This window comes from Pseudomonas sp. LB-090624 (genome assembly GCF_003205205.1).
Lineage (GTDB): Bacteria > Pseudomonadota > Gammaproteobacteria > Pseudomonadales > Pseudomonadaceae > Aquipseudomonas.
Genome location: NZ_QJRL01000008.1, coordinates 22,499 through 40,622, shown reverse-complemented (window position 1 = coordinate 40,622; position 18,124 = coordinate 22,499). Strand labels below are relative to the sequence as shown.

Genomic DNA, 18,124 nt, shown 5'->3' with positions numbered 1-18,124 from the left:
CTTGTCTGAAGGCGCACGGTTGCGCGATTGAGTCAGGCGCGAGCGGCTTTGCAGATCGCACCAAAGGCTGCTGGGTCCAGCGATGCGCCACCGATCAGGCCACCGTCAATATCGGCCTGCTCGAACAGCTGCGCTGCGTTATCTGCTTTGACACTGCCGCCGTAAAGCAGGGGAATGCTGGCGGCAGCATCCGGATCCTGCTCGGCCAGAAGCGCACGAATGTGCTGATGGACTGCTTGGGCCTGGGCTGGCGAGGCTGTCTCGCCAGTGCCAATTGCCCAGACCGGTTCATAGGCAATGACGCCACGGGCAAGTTGCTTTATCCCGACTTGCTGCAGAACCGCTCGCAGTTGTGCGCCGATCACTGCATTGGTGTTGTCCGCCCGGCGCTGATGGATGGTTTCGCCAAGGCACAGGACTGGCACCAGGTTTGCGCGTAATGCCGCCTCGAATTTCATCGCCACCAGCGCGTCAGTTTCGCCATACAGGCTACGGCGCTCGGAATGGCCCACGAGTACGTAATTGCAGCCTATGTCGGCAAGCATTTCGCCGCTGACCTCGCCAGTGAAGGCTCCTTGTGGGCGTTCGCTGAAATTCTGTGCGCCCAGCGATACACAGGAATTGCCCAGCAGATCAGCAACTTGGGACAGGTATGGCAATGGCGGGCAGATGGCGATCCGTACGCCTTGCAATTCGCTGAGTGTCGGCAGCAGGTTGTTGATCAGTTGCTCATTGGCAGCACGAGTGCCGTGCATTTTCCAGTTCGCGATTACAAGCTTTTCGTTCATGTGCGGTTCTCTCTATCAGCCGCGTTGCGCGCGCAGTGCATCCGCGCAGTAGGGCGCCTGTTCCAACAGGGCTTCTTCGATGCGCAGCAGGCGGTTGTACTTGCCCACCCGGTCAGAGCGACACAGTGAGCCGGTCTTGATCTGCCCGGCACGTGTGCCTACCGCCAGATCTGCGATAGTGGTGTCTTCGGTTTCGCCTGAACGGTGGGAAATCACGGCGTTGTAGCCCGATTGCTGAGCCAGGCGGATGGCGTCGAGCGTTTCGCTGAGGGTTCCGATCTGGTTGTATTTGATCAGGATGGCATTGCCCACGCCTTGGCTGATCCCCTCGCGCAAGATGGCCGGATTGGTGACGAACAAATCGTCACCGACCAGCTGGGTGTCTTTGCCCAGTGCCTGGGTCAGCAGGGCCCAGCCGTGCCAGTCGCTTTCATCCATGCCATCTTCGATGGACAGGATGGGATAGCGGTGACGCAGCTGACCGAGGTAGTCGGTGAATGCGGCGCTGGAAAATCGCTTGTTCTCGCCAGCAAGCACGTACTCACCGTCGTGGTAGAACTCTGAGGCTGCGCAATCCAGCGCCATGCTGATATCGACGCCGACTCGATAGCCTGCACGTTCGATGGCTTCCTGAATCACCACCAATGCTTGTTCGTTGGAGTCCAGGGACGGGGCAAATCCGCCTTCGTCACCCACAGCGGTGCTCAGGCCGCGCTCTGCTAGCACTTTCTTCAGGGTATGAAACACTTCAGCCCCCATGCGCAGGCCTTCGCTGAAGTTCTGCGCGCCGATCGGCTGGATCATGAACTCCTGAATGTCGACGTTGTTGTCGGCATGCTCGCCGCCATTGATGATGTTCATCATGGGTACCGGCATGCTGAACTGGCCGGGTGTGCCATGCAGCTCGGCGAAGTACTCGTACAATGCCAGGCCCTTGGCTTCGGCAGCAGCCTTGGCCGTGGCCAGAGAAACCGCCAGGATTGCATTGGCCCCAAGCGTGCCCTTGTTGTCTGTGCCGTCCAGCTCAATCAGAGCTTGATCGATTGCCCGCTGATCAAGTGCGTCCAATCCTTTCAGTTGGGCAGCAATTGCCTGATTGACATGTTCTACCGCGCGCAGCACGCCCTTGCCATGGTAGCGGTTGCCACCATCTCGAAGCTCCAAGGCCTCGCGGCTGCCCGTTGATGCTCCCGACGGTACGCTGGCGATACCTTGCTGGCCACCCGCCAAGGTGACTTGCGCTTCCACCGTGGGATTGCCACGCGAGTCGAGGATCTCACGTGCGATGATTTGGGTGATGAGGGTGGCGTTGATCATGGCGTCTGATGCCCCTGTGTCGAAGGTCGGATCCAGCAGCTCCTGCTGCTCTGCATATTCCTGGCGGAAATCGAAGTCACGCGGCCAACTGCCAGGTGCCGGATGATCAGATGAGACGTTGTGTGTGGGCTGGCTCACTGGCAACCTCCTGCTTCTCAGCGGATTTCATCGCCCACGCGCACTACGCGCAGGGTATTGGTACCGCCTTGGTTGTGGGCATGGTCGCCTCGGGTAATCAGCACATGATCACCGGCACTGACCACACCCCGCAGGACCAGGGCTTGCACTGCACGGTGATTGACTTCCTCGGGGAGCATGTCATCGCTGTTCAAAGGCAGGGTCTGGACGCCACGGAACAAGGCCACGCGCGTTTGTGTACGCGGATTGTCCGAGCATGCGTAGATCGGCAGGTGCGAGCGGATGCGCGACATCAGACGGGGTGTATCGCCACTTTCGGTCAGGCTGATGATCGCTTTTACGCCATGCAGGTGGTTGGCGGCGTACATGGCGGAGAGGGCGATGGTTTCGTCGATTCGCTGGAAGACTTCATCCATGCGGTGTTTTGAACGTTGCGCCTGCGGATGACGTTCAGCGCCGGCAATGATGCGGACCATTGCTTCCACTGTCTGCACTGGGTAGGCGCCGGCAGCGGTTTCGGCGGACAGCATCACGGCATCTGTGCCATCGAGCACGGCATTGGCGACATCGAACACTTCGGCGCGGGTTGGCATGGACTGCGTGATCATCGACTCCATCATCTGGGTTGCCGTGATCACAACTCGATTCAAAGAGCGCGCACGATCGATGATCAGTTTCTGCACCGCTACCAATTCGGCATCGCCGATTTCCACACCCAGATCGCCACGAGCGACCATGACCCCTTCGGAGGCTTCGATGATCGCATCGAGGATATGCCGATCAGCCACTGTTTCAGCACGTTCGATCTTGGCGATCAGGCCTGCTTCAGCGCCTGCTTCATGCAACAAACGACGCGCCAGGTGCATGTCCTCGGCATCGCGCGGGAACGACACAGCCAGGTAATCCACCTGCATCTTCGCTGCGGTACGAATGTCCTCGCGGTCCTTATCGGTCAAAGCAGCGGCAGATAGGCCCCCGCCCTTGCGGTTGATCCCCTTGTTGTTGGAGAGCGGACCGCCGACCAGCACTTCGCAGACCAGGTGGTGCGCATGAGCCTCGAGTACTTGCAGCTCGACGCGTCCATCGTCGAGCAACAGGATGTCCCCTGCGCGGCTGTCGCTGATCAGGGCTTCATAGTCGATACCCACTGCTTCGGCAGTACCCGCCTGCTTATCCATTTTAGCGTCGAGGATGAAGCGCTGCCCTTTGTTGATCGTCACCTTGCCTTCTGCAAACCGGGCAATCCGAATTTTCGGGCCCTGCAGGTCGGCCAGGATAGCGACAAAGCGATTGTGCTTGCGGGCCATCTCACGCACCAGCGCTGCTCGAGCGATGTGCTCGTTGGCCGAGCCATGGGAAAAGTTGAGGCGCACCACATCAACGCCGGCGCGCACGAGGCCCTCGATCGCCTCCGGTGATTCGGTGGCGGGTCCCAGTGTGGCAACTATTTTTGTTCTTCGCTGCATGGCTCAGCTTCCTTCAAAGCGGACGTCTGGTAAGAAAAGGCAGTCAGATCAATTGGATATTTGGATCCATACATCCAAATAAGGTTTTTGCTTGAACTCGATCTAAAGGCTGCCATTGAGCAAAAATCATGGCTTCATCAGGCGGTTGGTGAGGATGGAGAGGGCTGCCTGGCGAGCGAAAGAAGATTCGCATATTGACACTTACAAATGCAATGTTATTTTTGGAGGGCAGCGCTGCTGGTGGGCGTTCGTTTCTGGCATTGCCTGCCAGGACCTCATCAGGGGGCTGCTGCGCCGCAGTGCGCATAGCTTGTTTAGATCCACAACAAGAAAGCCCGGCAATGGCAGGCCAGGGCACTAACTTCTAAACCAGGAATACTTGACGATGCATGCAGTGACTCAGGGGTTTACCGCGTTGGCCGTTTCGCTCGCCTGTGCTGCGGCGCAGGCTTCGGATCAGTCGGAATCAGCGGGTTTTGTCGAAGGCAGCAGCCTTCGTCTGCTCAACCGCAATTTTTACTTCAATCGCGATTATCGTGATGCCGAGCCTGGTGATCAGAGCTACCGCGAGGAGTGGGCGCACGGCATCATGGCGTTCTATGAGTCTGGCTTCACACAAGGCACCTTGGGTTTCGGTGTGGATGCCTTTGGCTTGCTTGGCTTGAAACTTGACAGTGGACGAGGGCGTTCCGGCGCTGACCTGTTGCCGGTCGATAGTGATGATCGCCCGGAGGATGACTACTCCAGCGCCGGCGCCGCTGTGAAAGTGCGTTTATCCAACACCGAGCTCCGCTACGGCAACATGCGCACCGAGGCGCCGGTGTTCGCAACCGGGGATTCGCGACTGTTGCCAGAGACCGCAACCGGTCTGTTGCTGCAAAGCAAAGAAATCGATGGCCTTGATCTGCAGGCGGGGCATTTCACCGCCTACAAGCTGCGGGACTCCAGCAACCAGGATGACGATCTTTATCTCAATTACGGTGAAAACCGCATTGGCAAGTCGATCGATTTCGTCGGCGGCACCTATGCCTTGAGCAAGCAGCTCAGTGCTAGCCTTTATGCGTCGGATTTCGATGAAACCTGGCATCAGTATTACGGCAACCTGAACTATGTGTTGCCGCTCTCCGATACCCAGTCCCTGGACATGGACGCCAACCTCTACAAGACCCGGGATGCCGGCAAGGCGTTGCAGGGCGAGATCGATAACACCACCTATAGCCTGGCGCTGGGCTATGCGTTCGGCGATCACAAGCTGACCGTTGCGTACCAGGACGTAGATGGCAACACGCCTTTCGATTTTGTTGGCGGCGACTCTATTTTTCTCGCCAACTCCGTCAACTACTCGGACTTCAACGGGGCAAACGAGCGCTCCTATCAGGTGCGCTACGACCTGGACTTTGCAGGCTACGGCGTGCCGGGCCTGAAGTTTTCTGCACGCTATCTCAAGGGTGATCATATCGATGGCACCAAGGCCGATCCCCTGGGTGGATACGCAGGGCTGCAAGGTGAGGATGGCAAGCACTGGGAGCGTAACCTGGACCTGCGCTACGTCGTGCAATCGGGCGCTGCCAAGGACCTTTCCCTGCGGCTGCGACACACCACTCACCGTGCCAACGAAGCTCAGGCAGAGGGCGATGTGGACGAAGTGCGCGTAATCATCGAGTACCCGCTCGAACTGCTCTGAGCCGTCACTGCGACTTGTTCGTCGATGCCGGGCCTGTTCGCGGGCCTCGTATCGGCGCAAGTCATTGTTGCGATTCCCGTCCGGGAACAAAGGAAACCTTGATTAGATGAACGTCAGAATGATCGGTGTAGGACCGCGAGCTGCTATAGGCTTCGCGTGCCTGGCGCTGTTGAGCGTGCTGTTGGGCGCGTTTGCGCTGCAACAAATCCGCGTAGTACAGGCTGAGGCTCTGGATATCAAGGATAACTGGCTGCAGCGCGTTCGCGCCCTGGGTACGGCCAATGCCGCCTTGAATCGCTATCGAATGGGGTCGATGCAGCACATCCTTTCAGTTAGCCAAGAGCAGATGCAGACGTACGAAGAACGTACAGCAGGTCGCCTTCAACAAGTGCGCGAACAAATGCAGCGATACGCCGGGCTGTTGCAAACCGAGCAAGAGCGTACCGGCCTCAAGGACTTTGTGCGTAGCCTTGAAACCTATGCAAAGCATCATCAGGCACTACTGGCCGTTTCGCGTACAGGCGACAAGGCAGGGGCACGTGCTTACCTCATGTCGGTGCGTGATGCATACGATGAGATGACACGCCAGTTCGACGCGTTGATCGAACAGGCTGATGAGGGCGCTCAGCGCGCCAACCTGCGATCGGAAACCGCGTATTCCAATGCGATCAAGGGAGTCGTGCTGGTGGTACTGTTGGTCTTCGTCTGCACCGGGTTGATCGCGTGGCTCCTTATCACCAGCATCACTGCACCCTTGCGGTCGGCAGTACAAATTGCCGAACGGGTTGCCGAAGCGGATCTGAGCCAGGTGATCACGCCAACGGGTAACGATGAAGCGACGCGGTTGATGCAGGCCCTGAAGCGTATGCAGTCGAACCTGTTGCAGACACTGCGACAGATCGATGGCTCGTCTACGCAGCTGGCAACAGCCGCCGAGCAACTTAATGCCGTTACCGAAGAGGGGCGACGGGACAGTCACATGCAGCACAGTGAGATCGAGCAGGCGGCTACCGCGGTCACCCAGATGACCAGCGCAACCGAGGAAGTCGCTCAGAGTGCGGCCATGGCGTCGCAATTGGCACACGAGGCCCGTGAAACGGCGCTCCAAGGCAGGCAAAAGATGGAGGAGGCACTGGCTTCGCTCAATGGGCTGATACGGGACGTGTTGGCCAGTGCCAGCCAGGTTGAGGGGCTTTCAGGGGCAGCGCAGGGGATCGGCCGGGTACTGGATGTTATCCGTACGATTGCCGAGCAGACCAACCTGCTCGCACTCAATGCCGCGATCGAGGCTGCCCGTGCAGGCGAAGCGGGGCGTGGTTTTGCAGTGGTCGCAGATGAAGTGCGGGGCTTGGCTCACCGTACGGCAGAATCTACCCGGGAGATCGAAGCCATGATCACGGCGATGCAGCGGGAAACCGGGGCCGCAGTGCAGACCATGCACAACAGTACCAGCCGAACCCAGGAAACCTTGGCCTTGGCCGAGGCAGCCAGCGTCGCGCTGCAGGCGCTGCTTTCTAGCAGCGAGCAAATCAATGAGCGTAATCAGGTCATCAGTTGTGCGGCGACCGAGCAGGCGCAGGTGGCCAGGAGCACGGACCGTAACCTGCTAGCAATCCGTGAGCTGTCGATACAGACTTCGGCGGGCGCCGCTCAGACCGCAGCGGCAAGCCAGTCGCTGGCCCAGTTGGCGTTGGAACTCAATGAGCTGGTGCGACAATTTCGCATGGCGCCCCGCTAGTGGTGTCTGCCGCCTTGAGCAGGTTCTAGCGTATACTTGCATTTACCGGCGCCGATAATCAAAGGATTGGCTGCTGATCTCTCCGGTTTTACAACGTATCGGTTCAGGAATATGGCATCAAGCACCCTAGTCCAGCGCATTGTTTTTGACATAAAACACAAGATCCAGCTCGGCGAAATTACCACTGGAGCGCATTTGAGTGCGCAGAAAGTCGCTGATGACTTTCATGTGTCGCGCTCACCTGCTCGGGAGGCGTTGACGCTGTTGGCCGAGCAGGGCGTCCTGGAGCAGATTCCCAACCGTGGCTTTTTTGTAATTGGCATTGCTGACGGCTTGACTGAGGCACTGGATGAGATCACGGCGACTGAAGAACCCCCAGAGTACTATCGGCTTTCAGAGGATTGGCTCAACGATGCAATTCCATCGGAAGTCACCGAGAAGTACCTGCGAGAGCGCTACGACCTGACCAAGTTTCAGGTCATCGATATTCTCAACCGAGCGGCGAAAGTTGGCTGGGCCGAGCCCAAGCCAGGTTACGGCTGGCGGTTCCTGGATGTGGCGAAAACCCCAGAGACGCTCCAGCAGATTTACAAGGTCCGGTCTCTGATCGAGCCTGCAGCTCTGCTCGAGAATGATTTTGCGTACGACCTCGATGTGCTCAGGCGTCTTAAAAAGGAGCAGAAGGACCTGCTGTCCGGCGGCATCGACACGCTGCCGGCCGATGTCCTCATGAAGTCCGGTATCCGCTTCCACGAGGATTTGATCAAGTTGTCCGGCAACCCGCTGTATCACATGATCCTCAAGCAGCTGAACAACATGCGTCGCTTGCTGGAATACCGCTCCATGATCGACCGCAAGCGCCTCTACACGCAGTGTGCCGAGCACCTTCGGATGATCGAGTTGGTCGAAGAAGGAAACAATCTGGAAGCAGCGCATCTGATGAAACGCCATCTGAGTGGGTCGCTCGCCCGCAAGTCGCCAATTCTGGAGCGCAGCAGGCCAACGGAGACGCCCGCGGATACGGTCGAGGCGGGCGTTCCTGTTGCGTAAAGGCGCTAGTCCTGCTCTTGCTGCTCGTTCACGACGTCACCCTGGCGTGCCAGCCATAGCTTGAGCACAGGTTCTGCGCATAACATGACCACCACCAGGCGCATGATCTGCATAGCGGTCACCATCCCAGCCCCCAGGTGAAGGGCTTCAGCGGTAAGGTACATCTCAGTGCTGCTGCCCGGCATCATGCCCAGCGCCAATGACAGCACGGGCATACCTGTCAGCCAGCCGAAGCCCCAGGCGAACAGGAAAGTGCCAACGATCATCGACAGGGTAAAAATCACCACCTTCATCAGGTATAGCGGCGAACGACGGAAGAAGCCTCGATCGAAGAAGCTGCCCAGGGCACAACCAATCATCAATTGGCCATAGTGGCTCATCTCTACTGGGAGTGCTGTTCGCAGGTCGAACGCTGCCGTCAGGCCAGCGCACAGGGCCATCGGGCCGAACATCCACGGGTTCGGCAGGCCCATCCGTCGCCACAACACTGCCACCAACGCGCCCCCTACCAGCATGGGGCCGAGCCACTGCCACTGGGCTGCAGGGCGCAACGGTTCGGTTACGCCTGGGGTAACTTGCATCAACAGGAACATGGCGGCAGGCACGCTGAGCACGATCAGCACCAGGCGGATGCTATGAGCCGCAGCGATCTGACTGACGTCAGCGCGGTGGCGCATCCCCAGCTGGATCATTTCGGCAAAGTTTGCCGGCATGAAGGCGAAGTAAGCGGTCTTCAGGTCCATGCCCTGGCGCCGCATGAAGGCGATCCCGGCAAGGGCGAGTAACAGGGTAAGAAAGGCTGCCGCCAGCATCATCGGGAAATGGCCGACAATTTCATGGACTACAGGTTGGGTGAAATGCAGGCCGATGGAGGTGGCAATCATCCATTGGCCTGATTTACGTCCATTTGGAATCTCGGCAATCAACCAGCCGCTGCAGCGGACGAAAATCACCGCTAGCATCGAGCCTATGATCCATGGCAGGGGCCAGTGCGCCGCACTGGCCAGAAGGGCGCCGATGATGCCTACCAGAGGTGTTGCCCACCAGGTTTTCAGGCTCGCAAACATGTGCCATTCACTTCAGAGGATAGAGGCGCCGCAGTTCGGCAATTTGCTCGGGGGTCAGGGTCTTGAACTTGTGCTGGAAAATCAGCAGGAACAACTGAGCGGTAGCCTCGAGTTCCTCGGTTGCATCTACAGCGGCGTTCAGGTCACTGCCCGCCACCACGGGGCCGTGATGGGCCAACAGCATGGCGTGATGCTTGCTGGAAAACGAGCGGACTGCTTCTGCCAGGGCCGGATCCCCCGGGGCGTAATAGGGTACCAGCGGAAGTTTGCCGACGCGCATGGCGTAGTAGGCAGTAATCGCCGGCAGCAGGTCGTCCGGGTCCAAACCATCCAGTACCGAGACGGCTACCGAGTGGGTGGAATGCAGGTGAACGACGGCGCCACTCGTGGGGCGCTCTTGATACATGGCAAGGTGCAGCATCAATTCCTTGGAGGGCTTGTCGCCGCTGATGTGCCGACCTTCCCAGTCGAGCTTGGTCAGTCGTGCGGGATCGAGTCGGCCCAGTGAGGAGCCGGTTGGCGTAAGCAGCCAGCCGTCATCCAGACGCACGCTGATATTGCCTGTGCCCCCGTGGGTCAGGCCACGGTCGTACATGGACTTGCCGAGCAGGACAATCTGTTCCCGTTCCTTGTTCTCGTTCATGGCGCCAGCTCCAGGGCTTTGATGAAGAAGTTACGGGTACCGAAATTACCGGATTTAAGTGCCAGCGCTGTCGGGTGCTCACCCAGGCCAAGCGTCCATGGCACGCCTGGGTCGATAGGTGCACCGATTCTCAGTGCGTCGACACCCAGCGCCTTCACTACTGCCCCGGAGGTTTCGCCGCCCGCGACAACGAAGATGTTTACGCCCAGGTTTCGTAGACCAAGAGCAATCTGCGACAGGGCACGTTCGACAATTTCGCCGGCAGCGGTAATGCCAAGTCGCTCCTGAACTGCTTTGACTGCTTCGGGGCGAGCGCTGCCGTAGATCAGTACCGGTCCTTCGCCCAGCAGTGGTTTAGCCCAGTTCAGCGCCTCAGTAACCTGGTCATGTCCATCGGCGAGGCGCAGCGGGTCGAGCGCGAAGCTCGGGCGACCACTCTGCTGCCAGAATTCGACCTGGCCGTTAGTCGCGACCGAACAGCTACCGGACAGTACCGCAGAATGACCTTCGATATGAGGTAGCTTGGCGGCACAAGAAGCGCCAGGCAGCAGCCCTGCGCGTTTGAAATTATCGGGTAGGCCGATTGCGACGCCAGAACCGCCGGTGATCAATACATGGTCTGCGGCAGCTTCGCCGATAACCTTGAGGTCCAGGTTGCTCACAGCATCGACGATAGCGTATCCGCTGCCATCTGCCTGGGCCTCGGCGAACGCTTGGCGTACCGCGCTAGTACCTTGATTGACGATGTTGTGGGGAACCAGGCTGACCTTGCGCTTGGTTTGCTGTTGCAGGACGCGCACGAGATTGGCGTCAGTCATCGGCGTCAACGGGTGATGGCGCATGCCGGACTCACTGAGCAGTTCGTTACCAACGAAGAGGTAGCCGTTGAAGAGCGTGCGCTGGTTTTCCGGGAATGCCGGGCATGCCAGTGCGAATGGCGCGTTCAGGGCTTCGAGCAGGGCGTCTGCGACTGGGCCGATATTGCCTTGCGCGGTGGAATCGAACGTTGAGCAGTACTTGAAGAAGAACTGACGGCAGCCGGCCTGTTTGAGCCAGTCAAGTGCTGCAACTGATTCTTCAATGGCTTCGGCGGCCGGGAGGGTTCGGGACTTCAACGCGATGACTACGGCATCGACATCAGCGTCGATCGGGCCGTCGGGAACGCCTATCACCTGCAGGGTGCGCATGCCTCCGCGCACCAACATGCTGGCGAGGTCGGTGCCGCCGGTAAAGTCGTCGGCGATGCAGCCGAGTAAGGGTTGGGTCACGGGCAGTTTCTCCTGTGCAATTGTTGGGCGGCGTAAAACGGGTTCAACCCCGCAGGAGCGGGAAAAGCCGGCGACGACAGCGCATCGCCAGCTTGGTAGGTTCCTGCAGGATTTACGGCGTGCGGTCGATCAGCCGGCAATCACTGCTGCAACAGCTTCACCGAAGGCGGCGCAGCCCAGCTTGCCGCCGAGGTCGGCAGTGCGCTTGGCTGGATCTTCCAGTACGACGTCCACTGCCTGCTCCATGGCCTTGCCCGCTTCGCCCAGCGCAGGCTTGCCGTGCTGCTCGCCCATCCACTGCAGCAGCATCGCCACCGAGAGAATCATCGAGACAGGGTTGGCCTTGTCCTGGCCGGCGATGTCAGGCGCCGAACCGTGCTGGGCCTGAGCGCAGCAGTGAATGTCGCTGGCCATCATCGAGCCGGCGAGGCCGAGGCTGCCGGACAGTTCGCTGGCCAGGTCGCTGATGATGTCGCCGTAGAAGTTGGTTGCAACCAGCACGTCGAAACGCTCAGGGCTGCGCACCAGGTGAGCGGTAGAAGCGTCGACCAGCAGGTCGTCGACTTTGACTTCCGGGAAGTCTTTGGCCACGTTGCGCACGCACTCCAGGAACAGACCATCGGTCATGTGGAAGCTGTTGGCCTTGTGGATCGCTGTGACCTTGCGGTTACGCTTCATGGCCAGCTCGAAGGCGCGACGGGCGATACGTTCGCTGCAGTGGCGAGTGATTTTGCGAGTCGACAGAGCCATGTCCGGCGATGGCATGACTTCGCCCCAGCCACGGGACATGTTGCGGTCCGGATAGAAGCCTTCGGTGGCTTCACGCATGATCACCAGGTCCATGGTCTTGCCAGGCTTCATGTTCGACTCGAGGAACGAACGGGTGCGCGCCGGGCGCACGTTGGCGTACAGGTCAAGACCGATACGGAAGCCGGCGGAAACGTTGCGGCCACCTTTCTCCGGCGCTGGGTAGTCAGCATGGGACTGCGTGCCCAGGATGATGCCGTCGTAGGTCTTGGCTTTTTCCAGCGTCTCATCACGCAGGGTGGTGCCGTACTTTTCCAGGCTTACGAAGCCGACGTCGTCGTAGTCAAAGCTCAGGCCAAGATCAAATTTCTTGTTGGCAGCATGCAGGGCCGACATCGAAGATTCGACGATTTCAGGACCGATACCATCGCAGGGAAGAACCAGAATACGCATCACACTCTCCTAAGCATTTTTGTTCGTAGATAAAGCGGCTCGTCGCTACTCGCTAGGGTGTACGTTGCGGCGACGAAGTACAATCATCGAAGCGATTCGTTGCCGCCCCGATCGATGCTGTCCACTGGAGCAACCCGCTGCCGCCCCGGCCTTTGCATTTTATTGCATGTAAAACCAATATATGCAACATTTGTTTTGTCTAAACCTAGCGAAGGGGCTGCAATGAGCATCAAGACCACCGATCTGTGCGATGAGTTTGGCGCGAGTGCCAGAGTGCTTCTGCCGATTTTTCAGGACCTGGGCGGCAAACCTGACTTTCAGGGCCCGGCAGTCACGGTCAAGTGCTTCGAAGACAACTCGCGCATCAAGGAGCTGAGCTGCCAGGCCGGCGCGGGGAGGGTGTTGGTAGTGGATGGCGGCGGTAGCGACCGTTGTGCACTGTTTGGCGATCACATCGCCGAAGACTTGGTACGCAACGGCTGGGCGGGCGTGCTGGTGTATGGCTATGTGCGCGACAAGGCGGTCCTGCGCACCTTGCCGATCGCCATCAAGGCGCTGGGGGTGACCCCGGCCAAGTCGACCAAGCGCAATGAAGGCCAGGTTGGGCTGAACGTGACGATTGCCGGCCAAACCATTGCCGATGGCGATCAGCTATTTGCCGATGACGACGGCGTGCTGGTGCTTGATGCATCGCGCGTCCAGGGAGCCGCATAATGTCGACCAAGCGTGTTTTCCTTATTCACGCCACCCCAGTGGCGGTTGCGCCTATCAATGAAGCTTTTGCACGTTTGTGGCCTGAGGCCGAGCTGTGCAATTTGCTCGAAGATTCGCTATCACGCGATTTGCGAAGCGCAGGTTCCGTCACGGATGCACTGAAGCAGCGCTTTATGGCGCTTGCACGCTATGCGCGCGAGGCGGGCGCGGACGGAATCCTGTTCACCTGCTCGGCGTTCGGTGAGGCGATCAATGCGTGCAAAGCCAGCTTGGATATTCCTGTCCTGAAGCCCAACGAGGCAATGCTCGAAGACGCCTTGCAATACGGTGATCGGGTGGCGCTGCTGGCGACCTTCGCCCCGGCAATCGATTCGATATCCGAGGAACTGCACGAGGCAGCCGCGGCACGAGGCAAAAAATTGACCTTGCAACATGCCGTCTCGCCTCGGGCCATAGAAGCACTTCATCAAGGAGATGCGGCGCGCCATGATCAGTTGATCAGTGAAATGGTCCCGCCGCTCGCTGACGTCGATGTGATCTGTTTTGCTCAGTTTTCCATGACATCGGCCGCCTCGGCTTGTGCGGCGTTAACCGAGACGCCTGTGTTGACCACTCCCGACAGTGCGGTTTTAAAGCTCAAGCGGCTGTTGCAATCCTAAATAACGACATATTGCACTTGTATTTACTGAAATGCAGATGCACAGTGTTGGTCGTGCTTGCCAGGGGCATCCGCGCGTTCATGCGCGCATGCCCTCAGGCCCTCCGCGATATGAGAATAAAGGGGTGATTCATGACTAAACGCGTAGCTTACGTAACAGCCGGTATGGGCGGATTGGGTACCGCTATCTGCCAACGGCTGTACCGCGACGGTTTTACGGTAATCGTAGGCTGTGGCCCGGACTCCCCACACAAGGCAGACTGGCTTGCGGAGCAGCACCGAAGGGGCTTCGATTTCATTCCCTCGGAGGGCAATGTGGCCGACTGGCAGTCATGTGAGGCGGCCTTCGATCGCATCAAGCGCGAGATTGGGCCCGTCGATGTGCTGGTCAATAATGCAGGCACCGCTTGTAACGTCGTTTTTCGTGACATGCAGCCCGGGGATTGGGCGACTGTCATCGACACCAACCTCAACTCACTGTTCAACGTCACCAAGCAGGTGATTGAGGACATGGTTGCCAATGGATGGGGGCGGGTGATCAATATCTCCTCAGTCAACGCCCAGATTGGCCAAGTAGGCCAGGTCAATTACTCGACGGCAAAGTCCGCCATTCGTGGATTCACCCGGGCGCTTGCCCGTGAGGTCGGGGCGAGGGGCGTCACGGTAAACACGGTTTCTCCCGGTTACATTGCCACTCCCAAGCTCAAAGCGATCACAAGCACGACGCATATGGATCGCATCGTCCATGAGATCCCAGCGCGCCGGCTGGGCGCTCCAGAAGAAATTGCCGCGATCTGCTCCTGGCTTGCATCTGACGAATCGGCCTATGCCAATGGAGCGGACTTCTCGATCAATGGTGGCCTGCATATGAGCTGATCCACTTTGCAGCGATTAATCTACAGCTGCCGTTCACACGCTATCGCTGCTGCCCTTGATGCGCCTCACCGCGCTGACTCACAACAATAATTGTATTTTAAGTCAAGGTGATACAAATGCTGTCATTTCTCGGATACGGCATGATCGTGACCTTCATGGCCCTGATCATGACCAAGCGCCTTTCGCCCCTGGTGGCCATGACCACCGTACCGATCGTCTTCGCGTTGATTGCCGGCTTCGGGCCGGACATGGGCGACATGATGATCGAGGGCCTGCGCAAGGTCGCGCCGACTGCGATCATGGTGATGTTCGCCATCCTCTACTTCGGCCTGATGTTCGACACTGGGCTGTTCGACCCAATCATCAAGAAGTTCATCAAGCTGATTGGCGGGGACCCGATGAAAGCGGTGGTGTTCGCCGCGCTGCTGGCAGGTCTGGTGTCGCTGGACGGTGACGGCTCGACCACCTACATGATCACGGTCACTGCGATGCTGCCGTTGTTCAAGCGGATGAGGCTGGACCCTCTGGCACTGACCTGCGTGGTAATTCTGGCTGCCAGTGTGACCAACCTGCTGCCATGGGGTGGGCCGCTCGCTCGTGCCGCTGCTTCCTTGCAGGTCGATACAGCAGACCTGTTCTTGCCGTTGATTCCGACACTCATCATCAGTTTCCTGGGTGTGCTGCTGCTTGCATGGTTCATTGGTACCCGTGAGCGGCAACGGCTGGGCAGGCTCCCACAATCGCTGGGCTCGGCGGCCACTACCTTTGATGATGGCGACGGTGATGGCACCCCGGCATTGTCGGAGGAAAACGCCGAACTGCGTCGGCCCAAGCTATTTTGGCTCAACGCTGCACTGACCATTGCCTTGATGGCTGGCCTGGTCATGGAACTGTTGCCGCTGGCGATCCTGTTCATGGTGGCGTTCTCGATTGCGCTGGTAATCAACTACCCGCACATGCAGGATCAGCGCCGGCGTATCTCCGCGCATGCGCCTACGGCCTTGAACCAGATCGCGATCTTCCTGGCTGCCGGTATCCTGGCGGGCATTCTGTCGGGGACCGGCATGGTCGATGCAATGTCCAAGAGCTTCCTGAGCATGCTGCCGGCGGAATGGGGCCCTTATATGGCACCTATCACTGCACTGGCGAGCATTCCAGGCACGTTCTTCATGTCTAACGATGCCTTCTACTACGGTGTATTGCCTGTGCTGGCCAAGGCCGCCGAGGTCTATGGCATCACCCACGCCGAGATCGGTCGGGCTTCGTTGGTCGGGCAACCGGTGCACTTGCTCAGCCCGTTGGTGGCATCGACTTACCTGCTGTGTGGGTTGGCCGGGGTCGAGTTCAGTGACCATCAGAAGTACACCCTGAAGTGGGCCTTTGCCCTGTGCCTGGTGATCATGCTGGTCAGTATGGCCTTTGGCTTGTTCCCTTGGCGTGCTGTCTGACAGCAGGCGAGCAAACGGCGATCCTGGATCGCCGTTTCTTTAGGCTCTGATTAACTGAACAGGAGCGCTTATGTTTGCCTATGTAGGATCCCGCACCACTGAAGAACGCAACGCGCGCGGCATCGGTATCAGCGTTTACCGGCTGGATCAGGAGCGAGGCGTGTTGGAGCTGATTCAGCAAGTAGAGGATCTGGTTAATCCCTCGTTCCTGGCTGTAAATCGTGCGGGTGACCGTTTGTACACCGTGCATGGGGACCGTAGTGACGTCAGCGCTTTCAAAATCGACAATGCTAGCGGTTACCTGAAACTGCTCAATTCCCAGTGTTGCGAAGGCAAGAACCCCGTCCACCTCGCGCTGTCTGCGGATGAGCGGCATCTGGTGGTTTCCAACCACATCACAGGAACTTTGGCTGTGATGGAGGTTGACGATCAGGGCGCGCTTGGGTCGGTGGTACAACTCGTCGCCTTGGACGGGCCGCCAGGCCCACATCGTACGGAACAACCTTTTCCCAAGCCGCATTTCAATCTCTTCGACTCCACCGGCCAGTTTGTGCTGGTGCCAGACAAGGGGCTTGATCGAATCTTCAGCTTCCGATTCGAGCAAGGACGCCTGACCCCGGCCGAGCAGCCGTTTGTGATCACTCGCGAAAATGCGGGCCCTCGGCATATTGCACTGCATCCGAATCTGCCTTGTGCATATGCCGTAAATGAACTCGACTCCAGCGTCACCACTTATGATTACGATGCGCAAACAGGCGGATTACAGGCCAGGCAGATACTAAGCCTGTTGCCGGAATACTTCACTGGGAACAGCCGTGCCTCGGAGGTCGAAGTTGACCGTACTGGCCGTTTCCTTTATGCATCGAACCGTGGGTATGACAGCATTGTGATGTTCGCCATCGATCAGGTTACCGGCGGGCTGAAGCTTATCGACTGGGTCCCAAGTGGCGGTGCTACTCCGCGGTTCTTTTCGTTGACGCCGAATGGTCGTTTCCTGTTCGCGCTTAACGAGGACAGTGACACCCTCGAGGCTTTCGAGGTCTGCCAAGAGAGTGGCCGCCTGTCCGCCACCGGGCATGTGACCCACACCGGTAGCCCCGTTTGTATGGTGTTCGTCGGCGACTAGCGGCGCGGTTGGACCGGCATAGGCTTGCCAGTAACGAACTCGATGAAGCGCCTGTTGGCCAAGGAAAGGTGCTCATCTGCTCGCCAACATAAACTGAACTGCAAATGCTGGGGCGTTTCGAACGGCACGCTAATCAGGTTGCCAACGGCGTGAAGGTTGGATTTGAACACCGTTGTCGCACCTAGACCCCGCAGTGCGGCCTGTAGCACCAATGGGGCGTCATTGCTCTGCAACACGGTGCAAAACGCAACCCTGTGCTGTTTGCAGTATTCATCGAGCATCAGGCGTTGCGCGAAACGTCCATCGAGCACCGCCATGGGCAGGCCCTGCAAGTGTTCGGCAGAGACAGCATCCAGCTTGGCCAGTGGGTGATCAGGCAGTACGCATAGCACAAGCTCGTCGGCATCGACCACGGCCGATTGCCAGTGCGGCTTGACCCTGCGGGCATTCATCAACGCGACGTCGATGTCGCGTGACTCAAGCCGCCAGTCCACCTCTTGGCCGCCTCCTTCAAACGCCTTGAAACGCACGCCCGGATACTGGGCGTGAAACTGCTCGAGCCACATCGGCAGGCGGCCCATCCCGAACATGGGCGCAAATCCCAGTCTCACCTCACCGCTTTGCAAATTGGCCAGTGAGGTCAGCTCCTGGCGGGCTGCTGCCAACTCCTGAAGCATGAGGTCGACCCGCTCGAGAAACCTTCCGCCCTCCGCTGTGGCCGTCACCCCGCGAACACTGCGGTCAAACAGTGGCACCCCTAACTCATGCTCAAGCCGAGCGACTGCCATGCTGAGGGCCGATTGTGCAACGTGCGAATGCTGTGCGGCACGAGTGAAACTGCCGGTGCGAGCGACTTCGACTGCGTATTTGAGGGCTTTCAGGTTCATTGTGTTAGCGGGAGCTCACAACAAAAATAGATGGCTAACCTTACATAAAAGAATTT

The 18,124-nt window shown here is 58.7% G+C and carries 16 protein-coding genes and 1 pseudogene; 9 read left to right on the top strand and 8 right to left on the bottom strand.

The window, feature by feature from the left end; genetic code table 11:
* Positions 1-32 precede the first annotated feature (32 nt).
* The 3 genes from tpiA to pyk all read right to left on the bottom strand — a co-directional run bounded on the left by tpiA (position 33) and on the right by pyk (position 3,709).
* A complete protein-coding gene (tpiA, locus tag DMX11_RS10550) occupies positions 33-788 on the bottom strand; it encodes a triose-phosphate isomerase (RefSeq protein WP_110744488.1) in 756 nt (251 codons plus the stop codon).
* Positions 789-803: 15 nt separating this feature from the next.
* Positions 804-2,105 (bottom strand): phosphopyruvate hydratase, encoded by a 1,302-nt coding sequence (gene eno, locus DMX11_RS10545; protein ID WP_110744604.1) that lies wholly within the window; start codon positions 2,103-2,105, stop codon positions 804-806.
* A gap of 155 nt (positions 2,106-2,260) precedes the next feature.
* Positions 2,261-3,709 (bottom strand): pyruvate kinase, encoded by a 1,449-nt coding sequence (gene pyk / locus DMX11_RS10540; RefSeq protein WP_110744487.1) that lies wholly within the window; start codon positions 3,707-3,709, stop codon positions 2,261-2,263.
* 385 nt (positions 3,710-4,094) lie between these two features.
* Here pyk and DMX11_RS10535 point away from each other — a divergent pair, with 385 nt between their 5' ends.
* From DMX11_RS10535 to DMX11_RS10525, 4 genes and pseudogenes are all read left to right on the top strand, one after another.
* Entirely contained in the window at positions 4,095-5,393 is a 1,299-nt protein-coding gene (locus tag DMX11_RS10535; RefSeq protein WP_110744486.1) for an OprD family porin, read from the top strand.
* Between the two features lie 106 nt (positions 5,394-5,499).
* Positions 5,500-6,264, top strand: a pseudogene (locus DMX11_RS26420) (MCP four helix bundle domain-containing protein); the annotation flags it as partial.
* Positions 6,241-7,131 (top strand): methyl-accepting chemotaxis protein, encoded by an 891-nt coding sequence (locus tag DMX11_RS26415; protein ID WP_371921787.1) that lies wholly within the window; start codon positions 6,241-6,243, stop codon positions 7,129-7,131. The pseudogene DMX11_RS26420 and the gene DMX11_RS26415, both read left to right, overlap by 24 nt.
* Positions 7,132-7,242: 111 nt before the next feature.
* On the top strand, positions 7,243-8,181 hold the full coding sequence (locus DMX11_RS10525) for a GntR family transcriptional regulator (protein ID WP_110744484.1): 939 nt from the start codon (positions 7,243-7,245) through the stop codon (positions 8,179-8,181).
* A gap of 5 nt (positions 8,182-8,186) precedes the next feature.
* Here the strand turns inward: DMX11_RS10525 and DMX11_RS10520 are convergent, their stop codons facing one another.
* The 4 genes from DMX11_RS10520 to DMX11_RS10505 form a co-directional block, all read right to left on the bottom strand.
* Positions 8,187-9,248: an AbrB family transcriptional regulator gene (locus DMX11_RS10520; RefSeq protein ID WP_110744483.1), complete on the bottom strand. Its 1,062-nt coding sequence runs from the start codon at positions 9,246-9,248 to the stop codon at positions 8,187-8,189.
* Between the two features lie 7 nt (positions 9,249-9,255).
* Positions 9,256-9,891: a 3-oxo-tetronate 4-phosphate decarboxylase gene (gene otnC / locus DMX11_RS10515; RefSeq protein ID WP_110744482.1), complete on the bottom strand. Its 636-nt coding sequence runs from the start codon at positions 9,889-9,891 to the stop codon at positions 9,256-9,258.
* Positions 9,888-11,159: a 3-oxo-tetronate kinase gene (otnK, locus tag DMX11_RS10510; protein WP_177410731.1), complete on the bottom strand. Its 1,272-nt coding sequence runs from the start codon at positions 11,157-11,159 to the stop codon at positions 9,888-9,890. The genes otnC and otnK overlap by 4 nt, the downstream gene beginning before the upstream one ends.
* A 129-nt stretch (positions 11,160-11,288) precedes the next feature.
* Complete coding sequence (locus tag DMX11_RS10505; protein WP_110744480.1) at positions 11,289-12,359, bottom strand: isocitrate/isopropylmalate dehydrogenase family protein; 1,071 nt, start codon at positions 12,357-12,359, stop codon at positions 11,289-11,291.
* 222 nt (positions 12,360-12,581) lie between these two features.
* On the opposite strand from DMX11_RS10505, the gene rraA reads away from it, so the two are divergent.
* From rraA to DMX11_RS10480, 5 genes are all read left to right on the top strand, one after another.
* Entirely contained in the window at positions 12,582-13,073 is a 492-nt protein-coding gene (gene rraA / locus DMX11_RS10500; protein WP_110744479.1) for a ribonuclease E activity regulator RraA, read from the top strand.
* Entirely contained in the window at positions 13,073-13,732 is a 660-nt protein-coding gene (locus DMX11_RS10495; protein WP_110744478.1) for an aspartate/glutamate racemase family protein, read from the top strand. The genes rraA and DMX11_RS10495 overlap by 1 nt, the downstream gene beginning before the upstream one ends.
* A gap of 131 nt (positions 13,733-13,863) precedes the next feature.
* The gene (gene phbB / locus DMX11_RS10490) at positions 13,864-14,607 is read left to right on the top strand and encodes an acetoacetyl-CoA reductase (protein WP_110744477.1); all 744 of its coding nucleotides are present in this window, start codon (positions 13,864-13,866) and stop codon (positions 14,605-14,607) included.
* A 116-nt stretch (positions 14,608-14,723) separates the two neighbouring features.
* Entirely contained in the window at positions 14,724-16,055 is a 1,332-nt protein-coding gene (locus DMX11_RS10485; protein WP_110744476.1) for a CitMHS family transporter, read from the top strand.
* A gap of 70 nt (positions 16,056-16,125) precedes the next feature.
* A complete protein-coding gene (locus DMX11_RS10480; RefSeq protein WP_110744475.1) occupies positions 16,126-17,181 on the top strand; it encodes a beta-propeller fold lactonase family protein in 1,056 nt (351 codons plus the stop codon).
* Here DMX11_RS10480 and DMX11_RS10475 read toward each other — a convergent pair.
* Positions 17,178-18,068 carry a LysR family transcriptional regulator gene (locus DMX11_RS10475; RefSeq protein ID WP_110744474.1) on the bottom strand — a complete coding sequence of 297 codons (891 nt, stop codon included), beginning with the start codon at positions 18,066-18,068 and terminating at the stop codon, positions 17,178-17,180. The genes DMX11_RS10480 and DMX11_RS10475 overlap by 4 nt on opposite strands.
* Positions 18,069-18,124 lie beyond the last annotated feature (56 nt).